Annotated in this window: 12 protein-coding genes; 11 read left to right on the forward strand and 1 reads right to left on the reverse strand. The window is 38.8% G+C overall.

What is annotated here, in order from left to right; genetic code table 11:
- Positions 1-142 precede the first annotated feature (142 nt).
- From ACW9JV_RS03785 to pseI, 11 genes are all read left to right on the forward strand, one after another.
- Positions 143-1297: a flagellin N-terminal helical domain-containing protein gene (locus ACW9JV_RS03785; RefSeq protein ID WP_457331504.1), complete on the forward strand. Its 1155-nt coding sequence runs from the start codon at positions 143-145 to the stop codon at positions 1295-1297.
- Between the two features lie 130 nt (positions 1298-1427).
- Positions 1428-2579: a flagellin N-terminal helical domain-containing protein gene (locus tag ACW9JV_RS03790; protein ID WP_457331505.1), complete on the forward strand. Its 1152-nt coding sequence runs from the start codon at positions 1428-1430 to the stop codon at positions 2577-2579.
- A gap of 89 nt (positions 2580-2668) precedes the next feature.
- Positions 2669-3019, forward strand: coding sequence for a hypothetical protein (locus ACW9JV_RS03795; RefSeq protein ID WP_457331507.1), 351 nt, complete (start codon positions 2669-2671; stop codon positions 3017-3019).
- Between the two features lie 16 nt (positions 3020-3035).
- Positions 3036-4904, forward strand: coding sequence for a motility associated factor glycosyltransferase family protein (locus ACW9JV_RS03800; protein ID WP_457331509.1), 1869 nt, complete (start codon positions 3036-3038; stop codon positions 4902-4904).
- 13 nt (positions 4905-4917) lie between these two features.
- On the forward strand, positions 4918-5886 hold the full coding sequence (pseB, locus tag ACW9JV_RS03805) for a UDP-N-acetylglucosamine 4,6-dehydratase (inverting) (protein WP_457331512.1): 969 nt from the start codon (positions 4918-4920) through the stop codon (positions 5884-5886).
- On the forward strand, positions 5883-7028 hold the full coding sequence (pseC, locus tag ACW9JV_RS03810) for a UDP-4-amino-4,6-dideoxy-N-acetyl-beta-L-altrosamine transaminase (RefSeq protein ID WP_457331514.1): 1146 nt from the start codon (positions 5883-5885) through the stop codon (positions 7026-7028). Before pseB ends, pseC begins: the two co-directional genes overlap by 4 nt.
- The gene (locus ACW9JV_RS03815; protein WP_457331516.1) at positions 7025-7906 is read left to right on the forward strand and encodes an aldo/keto reductase; all 882 of its coding nucleotides are present in this window, start codon (positions 7025-7027) and stop codon (positions 7904-7906) included. Before pseC ends, ACW9JV_RS03815 begins: the two co-directional genes overlap by 4 nt.
- On the forward strand, positions 7900-8703 hold the full coding sequence (locus ACW9JV_RS03820) for an SDR family oxidoreductase (protein WP_457331518.1): 804 nt from the start codon (positions 7900-7902) through the stop codon (positions 8701-8703). Before ACW9JV_RS03815 ends, ACW9JV_RS03820 begins: the two co-directional genes overlap by 7 nt.
- On the forward strand, positions 8697-9383 hold the full coding sequence (locus ACW9JV_RS03825; RefSeq protein ID WP_457331520.1) for a cytidylyltransferase domain-containing protein: 687 nt from the start codon (positions 8697-8699) through the stop codon (positions 9381-9383). Before ACW9JV_RS03820 ends, ACW9JV_RS03825 begins: the two co-directional genes overlap by 7 nt.
- Before the next feature lie 35 nt (positions 9384-9418).
- A complete protein-coding gene (locus tag ACW9JV_RS03830; RefSeq protein WP_457331522.1) occupies positions 9419-10027 on the forward strand; it encodes a formyltransferase family protein in 609 nt (202 codons plus the stop codon).
- Positions 10020-11054, forward strand: a complete 1035-nt coding sequence (gene pseI, locus ACW9JV_RS03835) for a pseudaminic acid synthase (RefSeq protein WP_457334561.1) — start codon at positions 10020-10022, stop codon at positions 11052-11054. The genes ACW9JV_RS03830 and pseI overlap by 8 nt, the downstream gene beginning before the upstream one ends.
- Here pseI and pseG read toward each other — a convergent pair.
- On the reverse strand, positions 11045-12103 hold the full coding sequence (pseG, locus tag ACW9JV_RS03840; protein WP_457331524.1) for a UDP-2,4-diacetamido-2,4,6-trideoxy-beta-L-altropyranose hydrolase: 1059 nt from the start codon (positions 12101-12103) through the stop codon (positions 11045-11047). The genes pseI and pseG overlap by 10 nt on opposite strands.
- Between the last annotated feature and the right edge of the window lie 10 nt (positions 12104-12113).

The raw sequence follows: 12113 nt of genomic DNA on the forward strand, positions 1-12113 counted from the left end.
GCAGAGGATGTGACGATATAAGACATGTAAGGGCAGAGAAGGATTCTGGCGGCCGACAGATTCCTTTTTGCCCAAGCGGACGTTTCCGCCACAGGGACGTGGCAGCGGAACGTAAAACACACATTCAAGGAGGAACTATTTTATGATTATTAACAGTAATATTCCGGCGCTGAATACTTACAATCAGATGACCCAGAACAACAATGACATGCAGGACTCGATGGAGAAACTCTCCTCCGGTCAACGCATCAACAAAGCAGGGGACGACGCAGCAGGTCTTGCGATCTCCGAAAAAATGCGCGGTCAGATCCGCGGCCTGGACCAGGCAAGCCGTAACTCCCAGGACGGCATCTCCATGATCCAGACAGCGGAAGGCTCCCTTTCTGAAACACAGAGCATGCTTCAGCGTACACGTGAACTTGCTGTACAGTCTGCCAACGGTTCCAACACCGACGCAGACCGTGCTGAACTTCAGAAAGAAGTAGACCAGCTGACTGAAGAGATTACTCAGACTTCGGAAAATACAGAGTTTAACACGAAAAAACTTCTGGACGGAAGTTTTGAAGAGCAGTTCCAGACTGGCGCCAATGAAGGGCAGAACATCTCTCTTAATATTAAGGATATGAGCTCTGATGCTCTTGATGTAGGAACCGAGCTAAATCTAACCGGTGGTAGTGGATTGGCAAGTGGTAGTGAAGGCGCAATGGAAGCGGGCGAATCATACAATGTAGTATCACTGGAAGAAGGCGCCTCAGTCAGTGGCGGAACTACAGCTAATTATGGTTTAGAAAATGATGAAGGTAATATTGTAGCCGTGAGCAGCGGAGGTCAAAGTTTCGACACTTTATCATCTGGTACATCTGCAGGGGATCTTGGTAGCGGCACTTCCGTAGCAGGTGCAGGTGCTATTGACTTGGGAGAATCATTCACACATGGATCTGTCTCGATAGATAGAGATGGTGGTTCGGGTGCTTTTGATGTCTCAGCATCAAAAGGAATTGATATTAACACTGTAGAAGACGCTGAAGGAGCTATCACAACAATTGATAACGCTATTGAATCAGTGTCAGCAGAACGTTCGAAACTTGGTGCAAGTCAGAACCGACTGGATCACACTATTTCCAACCTGGATAACTCTTCCGAAAATCTACAGGCTGCGGAATCCCGTATCCGCGACGTAGACATGGCGAAGGAAATGATGGAGCAGACCCGAGCAAGCACATTGGCACAAGCTTCCCAGTCTATGCTGGCGCAAGCCAACCAGCAGCCGCAGCAAGTTCTGCAGTTGTTACAATAAGAGCTTTAGAGAAGCTAATGAATTATTTTCGGAATCAAGGCATAACTTATTCATTAAAATCCAAAAATTGTTTCCGCCACAGGGACGTGGCAGCGGAACGTAAAACCCCAATTCAAGGAGGAGCTATTTTATGATTATTAACAGTAATATTCCGGCGCTGAATACCTACAATCAGATGACCCAGAACAACAATGACATGCAGGACTCGATGGAGAAACTCTCCTCCGGTCAACGCATCAACAAAGCAGGGGACGACGCAGCAGGTCTTGCGATCTCCGAAAAAATGCGCGGTCAGATCCGCGGCCTGGACCAGGCAAGCCGTAACTCTCAGGACGGCATCTCCATGATTCAGACAGCGGAAGGCTCCCTCTCTGAAACACAGAGCATGCTTCAGCGCACGCGTGAACTTGCTGTACAGTCCGCCAACGGCTCCAACACTGACGCAGACCGTGCTGAACTACAGAAAGAAGTAGACCAGCTTACTGAAGAGATTACTCAGACTTCAAAGAATACCGAATTCAACACGAAGAAACTTCTGGACGGAAGTTTTGAAGAGCAGTTCCAGACTGGTGCCAATGAAGGACAGAATATTTCTCTGAACATTAAGGACATGGGATCTGATGCTCTTGAGGTTGGCACCGAGATTAATCAGGAAAATGGGCTGTCAGGTGGTAATGAAGGTACAATGGCAGCAGGTGAGTCGTACAATGTAGTATCATTGGAAGAAGGCGTCCAAGTCGGTGGTAGTGGTGGAACTACAGCTAATTATGGCTTGGAAAATGATGAAGGCGATGTAGTGGCTGTAAGCAGCGGCGGTACAAGTTTCGATACTTTATCATCTGCAACAGCTGAAGAAGATCTCGCAAGCGGTACAGGCGTAGCTGGTTCAGATGCTATTAACTTGGGAGAATCATTCACACATGGTTCTGTTTCATTAGAACAAGGTACTTCTGGTAATTTTGACGTATCAGCTTCAAAAGGAATTGATATCAATACTGTGGAAGACGCTGAAGGAGCTATCACAACAATTGATAACGCTATTGAATCAGTGTCAGCAGAACGTTCCAAACTTGGTGCGAGTCAGAACCGGTTGGATCATACCATTTCCAACTTGGATAACTCCTCCGAAAATCTACAGGCTGCGGAATCCCGTATCCGCGACGTAGACATGGCGAAGGAAATGATGGAGCAGACCCGTGCAAGCACATTGGCACAGGCTTCCCAGTCCATGCTCGCACAAGCCAACCAGCAGCCGCAACAGGTTCTTCAGCTACTTCAATAAGGTTATTAACCCCGGTATTTACCGGGGTTTTTTAATGTATTAACATCTAGTTAAAACTGCCGATATTAGAAATAAAGGATGCTGATACCATGCAGATAATTGACGAAACCCTTCATTCCCTTCAAACATTGATTCCAAATATGATTGCAGCGTCAAAGAATTTCGCAGATGATGCGAAAAAGGGAAAGAGCATAGATTTTCATGTGTTGGATGAATTACTGAGAGCTGTCCAATGGTCTTTGGAAGCTGTAGAAGGATTGCAGAAAAACAACCAGTTACTTGAGATTAATGTAAATGCCGTTCGTGAGCCATTAAGTGAACTGGAAGAAGCCATGGAAGCGCAGGATTATATATTACTTGCAGATTTATTAGAATACGAGTTGGCAGCTGTTTTTGAAGAATGGCATACTATCGTAGAGAAAAACATGACAAATCATTAAAAGAGGATGTATGATCTTGGATAATGAGAGCTTATTAAGAAAAAAGAATAACACATTATATCAGAAATACAAGCAGGCAATTCAAAATGGAGAAATGCCATATGAGTCAGTGAACACTAAAGATGGCCAAATGAGTATAAAGATACCGGTAAATGAAAAACATGTTTTACTGCATAGTAAATTTGCTCCCTACAGAGAAGCTGAAGCATTGTACGAAGAGTATAGAGAACAGATCCAGGAGTATGATCATATTTTTTTCTACGGTTTAGGCATGGGATACCATGTAGAAACGTTTATAAAACACCACCCAGAAATGTCATATACGATATATGAACCGGATTTCACTGCCTTTCTTTCTCACGTAGAATACAAAAAGTTAAATTACTTTGCTATTAATAATCTGATAACCAAGCCGCAAATACATTCATTGCAGCAATGGCTCAGCAATTACATAATGAATTCCAATAAACGAGTACTGCTTGTTATGCTGCCAGCTTACAAAAGAATTTTTCCGGATGACTATAATTCTTTTCTGAAAATATTTGAAGAGTGTTTACAGCACGTTAAAAGGACAGTTCATACAAACAAGCGTTTTGAAAAGTTCTGGGCAGTAAACAGCTTTAAAAACTTCCCATATGTGTTACACACCAACAACATTTTAAATGAACAATTCAGGGAATTTTTTAAAGAAAAACCGGTTATTATGGCAGCAGCTGGACCCTCTTTGAGTGATGAGTTGGATAATCTAAAAAAAATAAAAGAAGATGCATCTGCCTATATATTTGCTGTAGGATCTGCGAATAAAACATTGATTAACAATGGTATTATGCCGGATGCTGTATTTAGCTACGACCCCCAACCTCATAATTTCACTGTTTATCAAGATATCATTGATCAGGAATTATCATCTGTACCTCTAGTTTTTGGATCTAGTGTAGGTTATAAAACAGTGGAAAAGTATCCTGGTAACTCTTTTCATATGATAACAAGTGCTGATCCTATATCAGACTATTTATTGAACACACAGGAAAAAAAGATAAACAAAGTCAGTGATGCTCCTACAATCGCTATCGTCACACTGGAAGTGATTATGAAATTAGGCTTTGATCCTGTTATATTGGCAGGACAGAATTTAGCATTCAGGGACGATGATTTTTATGCCGTAGATATACAAAATATAAGACAGGGACAGAAGGTTAAGGAACAGCAGCAAAAAAATGCTGTGAAGGTGGAGAGTGTGGAAGGAGTTGAAATATCCACCCAACCCAAATTTCTTACGATGAAACGCCATTTAGAACGTATATGCCGCCTAATTGAAGACGAGGGGCGGAAGATAATAAATGTGACAAAAGGCGGGGCGAAGATTGAACACACAATGTTTGGCCACTTGTCCAATGTAATGCTCGATGATTTGCAAACCAATGATGTTATTTTAAATGTTGAAAACATAGATTTACCACCAAATGAATATGAAATTGATTTTGTTTTACAAAGATTAAATGAACTAATGAAAAAAAGGCAGGATGCTGTTGAAATCATGGAACAATTGGATAGTATCCTGTCTAAAATAAGTACCTTTGTAAAAGGTGAATCAAAGAATCTCAAATTACAGACGCAATTTACAAATTTAGAAAAGTATATAAGTAAACTACAGAAGAACGAGTACTTTATTTATTGTATTAACCCTTATATAAAAACGGCCTATCAGAAAGTAGTACGCAATGACTATAAGATTAAAGAAGGGAAAAGCCTGGAAGAAAAAGCGACGCATTCTACTGAAATTTTATACCCATTCGTTAAACATTGCTTAAATGCGGATGAGGATATTGAATTTCTTTTGAATGAATTAAAGGACAACATAAATACGGTAAAACTAGAAACTTAAGGTGAGTTGTTAAATGCTGGATAATAAAACGATCTTAATTACAGGGGGAACCGGCTCCTTTGGGAAAAAGTTTGTAACGAAAGCCCTGGAGTATAACGTAAAAAAAATTATAGTATTCAGCCGGGATGAATTGAAGCAGTATGAGATGCAGCAGGAGTTCTCTGATAGTCGGTTGCGTTTTTTTATTGGAGATGTACGAGATCAAAAAAGGTTGTATCGGGCATTTGATGGAGTCGATATTGTTATCCATGCTGCGGCCATGAAACATGTTGGGGCCTGTGAGTATAATCCGTTTGAAGCAGTCAAAACCAATATTGATGGCGGTCAGAATATTGTAGACGCTGCTATAGACTGCGGTGTGAAACGAGTTATTGCACTCAGTACGGACAAGGCCTGCAGCCCTGTGAATCTATACGGGGCAACCAAACTCGCTTCAGATAAACTCTTTGTAGCAGCCAATTCCTACGTAGGTCATAAAGATATAAGATTTTCCGTTGTTCGTTATGGAAACGTCGTTGGCAGCAGAGGCAGCGTGATACCGTTCTTTAAACGTGTCAGGGAAACAGGAGAAATTCCAATTACGGATAATAATATGACAAGATTCTGGATCACCTTGGATCAAGGAGTTCAGTTTGTCATAGACAGCCTTACACGCATGTACGGTGGGGAGATTTTCGTCCCCAAAATCCCCAGCATGAATGTAACAGATCTGGCGAAAGCGATCGCGCCGGATTGTGAACAAAAGGTTATTGGTATACGTCCCGGAGAAAAACTGCATGAAGCCATGATCACATCTGATGATGCCCGCCGCACACTGGACAGGGGAGAATATTATGTGATTCAACCTGAATTTCCATTCTGGAAAGAAGAGTATCGCGGCAATGGTACAAGTGTTTCCAGTGACTTCAGTTACGTCAGTAACAATAATGATAGGTGGTTATCGGTGGAAGAACTTCAGGAACTAGTGGAGGAAATAGAATGACTCATTCTTTTATTCCTTATGGAAAACAGGCCCTTGATGAAGAAGATATTGAGGCTGTTAACGATGTGCTGCATAGTGATTATATAACAACCGGACCGAAAGTAGATGCATTCGAACAGGCTGTAGCAGATTATGTAGGTGCGTCTTATGCTGTATCTTTTTCCAACGGTACTGCTGCCTTACATGCTGCATGTTTCGCGGCAGGTGTAGGCAAAGAAGATGAAGTGATCACCACGCCCATGACATTTGCCGCAAGTGCTAACTGTGTACTATACCAGGGAGGTGTTCCTGTATTTGCCGATATTGACCCGGACACCTATACTATTGATCCAGAAGAAATAGAAAAAAAGATTACATCCAGAACGAAAGCTATTATTCCGGTTGATTATACCGGCCAGCCTGCTGAATTAGACACGATTAAAAACATTGCTGAACGTTACGGACTTATTGTAATTGAAGATGCCGCTCATGCTATTGGAGCGACTTATCAGAATAAACCAGTAGGTTCCATTTCAGATATGACGATGTTCAGCTTCCATCCAGTCAAGCATATCACCACGGGGGAAGGCGGGATGATAACAACGAATGATCCTGTATTTGTTGAACAGTTAAAACAGTTTCGTTCTCACGGGATAACACGAGACCGTAAACAACTAGAAGAGGATCACGGACCCTGGTATTACGATATGCAGTTTCTTGGGTTTAATTACCGAATGACAGATATCCAGGCTGCTTTGGGATTAAGCCAGCTGAAAAAGCTGGATGCATTTATTGAACGAAGAAAACAAATAGCTGAAACATACAATAAGGCTTTTTCAAACGAAAAAGAAATTATAACGCCTTACCAGGATCTAAGAGGCGAATCCAGTTGGCATTTGTACATAATAAAGCTAAAAGAGGATTTGGATCGAAAAAAGGTATTTGAACAATTGCGAAATAAGAATATAGGAGTAAATGTTCATTATATACCTGTTCATCTGTTTTCATATTACCAAACACATTTCAATTTAAAATGGGGTATGTATCCAGTGTCGGAAGAACTATATAAACAATTAATTACACTCCCTCTTCACCCCTCCATGAGTAAAAATGATATTGAGTATGTCATTAGTACTGTTCGGAAAGTGAGCAACAATCTATGATTCGTTCCATAAATCAAATTGTTATAGGAACTGCTCAATTTGGTATGAACTATGGAATAACAAATAAGGAGGGACAAACAGATAAAAAGCAAGTATCTGAAATTTTGAATAAAGCTTACGATCACGGAATTGAAAAACTTGATACAGCAGCTATTTACGGAAATAGTGAAAGTATTTTGGGAAATATTAATAAAACAAAAAGCTATTTTATTAACACAAAAATACCGCCTGTTTCAGGTGTCGCTAAAAATTTTTTAGAATATACTTTTATAGATTCTTTATCAAATTTGCAATGTAATAAAATTGAAGGTATGTTTATACATGATTCAAATGATTTAATAAATGATAGAACCATTATAGAGAAGCTATCTTCATGGAAAGAGGAAGGATACATTAATAAAATTGGTGTATCAGTTTATGAAGAGAAAGAAATCAACCAAATCATAAGTAATTCTTTCCCAATTGATTTGATACAGCTTCCGATAAACATTTTTGATCAACGATTATTACAATCAGATATATTAAATCAAATTAAAAAAAATAATATCACGATTCAAGCAAGATCCGTTTTTTTACAAGGCTTATTACTTGAAAATAGCACAAAAATTATAAAGAATCATCCTGCTTATAAAAAGTATCACGAAATATTGGGTGAAATATCTGCAGAGCACCAGTTATCCCAATTGGAATTTGCATTGCTATTTATTTTTCAAGTTGACCAATTAGATGAAATGATTATTGGTATTAATAACAGTAAACAACTAGAAGAGATTATAAAAAGTTTTAACAAAATCAAATCATTGCATCATTTGTTAAAAATAAGTTGGAACGAACTGGCCATTCCCAATAAAAGTCTTATTGATCCAAGACTGTGGTAAAGGGGAGAAAGAAAATTAATTTATTTGATTTAACAGGAAAAAAAGTAATAGTAACAGGGGGAACCGGTCATTTAGGAAAAGCTATGTGTGAAGCGCTAGCATGTTATGGAGCTAACGTTATTGTTATAAGTCAAGATAAAGAAAAAAATAAAAAGTTTATTAACAGGTTGAAAAATAAATATAATTGTGATTGTAGAGGATATGATTTGGATCTATCTTCTTCTCAAGATACTAAAAAGGTATTTCAACAAATTTTAGATAACGAAGGCAAAATTGATGTGCTCGTAAATAATGCAAATTATGGTATACAAAAGGATATTTTAAATTTTTCAGAAGAAGAATGGAAAGAAGGTATTGACGGGACTATAAATAATTGTTTTATGTGTACAAAAGCTGTATTACCTAAAATGATTGAACAAAGGTCTGGAAATATTATTAATATAGCTTCCATGTATGGGATTGTATCTCCTAATCCCAATGTTTATGAAGAGACTGAATTCGATAATCCAGCAAATTATGGGGCTGGAAAAGCAGCAATAATTCAATTTACTAAGTATTTAGCAAGTTATTATGGGGAATATAGTATTCGTGCTAACGCAATTTCTCCTGGTCCTTTTCCCAATTACCAAGTTCAAGAGAATTCAAAGTTTATAGATAAACTCAGTGAAAAAAATCCATTAGGAAGAATAGGTTATCCTGAAGAATTGCAAGGAATAATAATATATTTAGCTTCTAGTTCGTCTAGTTTTGTAACTGGTCAAAATATAAGTGTCGATGGTGGTTGGACCATATGGTGAAAAAAATTGGAATAATCCAAGCTAGACTTAGTTCTAAAAGGTTGCCAGGGAAAGTAATGAAAGATCTTTCGGGGAAGACGTTGCTAGAACGTGTAATAGATCAAGTGAACAAATCAGAAGAATTAGAAGAAGTATGGGTTGCTACTTCTACTAGCCCATCTGATGACATAATAAGCTTAGCTGCAAAACAAACAGGTGTTCAAGTTTATAGAGGTAGTTTGGAAAATGTATTACAACGTTATTGTGATGTGATCGAAAAATCCGCTGCAGATATAGTTGTAAGGGTTACAGCCGATAACCCATTTACGGAATCAACTTTGATTGATAATGGAATAAAAGAATTGATAATGAATGATTATGATTATTTGAATTTTAATAATATACCTTACGGAAGTGGTATAGAAGTTATTCATAGTGACGCTTTAATTAATTCTTTGATAAATACGAGTGATGAAACTGAATTGGAACATGTGACAAAATATATAAAAAATAATAGTCATATTTTTAACATAAAAACACTATCTCCTAATACTAAGTATATGGACGAAGATGCACGATTAACGATAGATACATTAAGTGACTATGTTAGGATGTATAAATTACACAACTTATTAGTTCAAAACAATAAACAACTTAATTTAAAAGAAGCTATTTCTTATTACCATAAAATAAATATATAAATTTGTTATACGTCAACTTTATAAATGGTGATCATATGAACATATTGTTATTAGGTTCTAAGCACAATAGTCTTGAAAAAAACATAACGGAAAAAGGTGAAAATGTACTAACGTATGATAAAAAATTAACAGGTTATGAGACTTGGCTTGATGAAGTGGACTATATTGTGAGTTATGGATACCGTGAAATACTTAAACCATCTGTGATTCGTCGTTTTCCAAACAGGATAATAAATCTTCATATTTCATATCTTCCATGGAATCGTGGTGCTGACCCTAACCTTTGGAGTTTTTTGGAAAACACAATAAAGGGTGTAACGATTCATGAGATTGACTCTGGACTAGACACTGGAAATATATTTATACAGGAAGAAATACAAGTCTTTTCAGATGATACATTAAGAACAACGTATGAGCGCCTTTCAAAAAAAGTAGAAACATTACTTATTGAAAACTGGGATTTAATAAGTAGTGGAAAAATATATAGCATAAAACAAAACCACCTCCAAGGTACTTACCATAAGCAAATAGATAAAGAACCTTATTTGTCACTACTGACAGAAGGATGGGACACTAAGGTACAAAAATTAAAAGGAAAAGCGTTAGAAGCTCAAGGAGGTGATCATGTTGACACCAATGAATAATTCGATTCTATGTATCAATGAAAATTCTAATACTCCTTTCATCATCGCCGAAATGTCCGGGAATCACAATCAATCTCTGGATACTGCGTTGGAAATAGTAGAGAAAGCCGCTGAAGCAGGTGTTGATGCGATAAAGCTTCAAACCTACACAGCGGATACGTTAACACTGAATGCTGATATGGATGATTTTAAAATTGATGATCCAGATAATCTTTGGAACGGAGAAACTCTACATAGTCTGTATCAAAAAGCGTATACTCCCTGGAAATGGCATGAGCCTATTTTTAAACGGGCAAAGGAATTAGGTTTGATTCCATTCAGCACACCATTTGATGAAACAGCGGTTGATTTTCTGGAAGAATTAAATGTTCCTTTTTATAAAATTGCTTCTTTCGAGAATAATGATCTCCCACTTATTGAAAAAGTGGCTGCTACCGGTAAGCCGATGATCATCTCAACTGGTATGGCCACAGCTGCTGAATTAGATGAAACCGTCCGAACTGCACGTCGTGCCGGGTGTGAAAATTTGGTGCTGTTAAAATGTACGAGCACCTATCCGGCATCCCCTGAAAATACGAATATTGCCACTATCCCGCATATGAAGGAAATGTTTGATTGTGAAGTTGGTCTCTCCGATCATACTCTTGGTACTGGAGTGGCAGTGGCAAGTGTTGCATTGGGGGCAACTGTCATTGAGAAGCACTTTGTTTTGGACCGTTCAGAAGGCGGCGTGGATGCTGCGTTCTCGATAGAACCGGAGGAAATGAAAACGCTGGTGGAAGAAACGAATAGAGCTTGGCAGGCATACGGAAAAGTAACATACGGTCCGACTAAAGCGGAGGAGAACTCTTTAAAATTCCGTCGTTCCATTTATGCAGCTAAGGATATTAAACAGGGTGAGCCTTTTACGAAAGAGAATATCCGCGTGATTCGTCCCGGGTATGGGATGCAGCCGAAGTACTATAAAGAATTGCTCGGAAAAAGCTCACACAAGGATTTCGCTTTTGGAGATCCGATTCATTGGTAAGATAAATGATTTATGTAATCTATTACCCGGACAGCGCCTTTACCGTCTACGATTTCCCGGGCAGTCTGTTGTCTTTCTTTGATACTGCTTAAGTCGAAAATAGCGTTTTGAATGTCCAATTCGGATACAAGATTATAATGCCCCAAATATCTATCAACACCCAGTGTTTCAGCATTTCTGCATAATTCAACCTGGTTCGGGGCAATGGAAGTCACGAAGCCCGGTGTTCCCATAGCATACCGTTCCCAGGTAGTGGACCCTCCTGCGCATAAAGCAATATCAGCCTTCGCCATAAGAGCCGCCATATATCGGATATTATAATGGAACGAATAACTGCTGGCATTACAGTATTCTTCGATATATTCCTTATTTGGGTTGGAAGGGCCGACGACCACGTCTACACGTTGAAACATGGAGGTGTTTTCCAAAGCCTTCAATGCCTTCATTGTTTCATTGCTTGGATCTGTTCCTCCGTAGAAAATCAATAATGACTGTTCATCCGTGGAGGGGTATTCTTTTAAAAATTCACCTCGTAATAAAGCGTACCGAGGCCCAAGTAAGTGTAGGGTGTAGTCTGGGAGCAGACTATTGTATCTATGCTGCATGTTTTGATAGAAATTTTGATCAAGCAGAATATCGCAATCATGAGCGCGATCGGCAAGATCATCAATAATAAGAATAAATTTCACATATGGTCGCAGGATGGATTCCCACGATTCATCGATGCCGTAATGATCGGCAATAATCCAATCGACAGTCATATTACGTTTTTCTATAATATGTAACGTTTCCCTCGCATCATCATACGGGGCTTTCCCAAGCCATTCTTCGTGGAGAACATTCGAATTCGAAGATCCTTCATTGGAGTATGGGAGGGTGACAAGTTGAAACTCAGACGCAATTAAGTCATTTAAACTCCCATCGTATTCTCTACAGACAAATACGATGGAATGGCCTTGTTTGATTAGAATACGGGCTAATGTAATACAACGCATGACGTGACCAGATCCAATGGAAAAGGAACTGTCTGTCCTGATTAAAATATTCATAATTACACGC

This window comes from Salibacterium sp. K-3 (genome assembly GCF_054052005.1).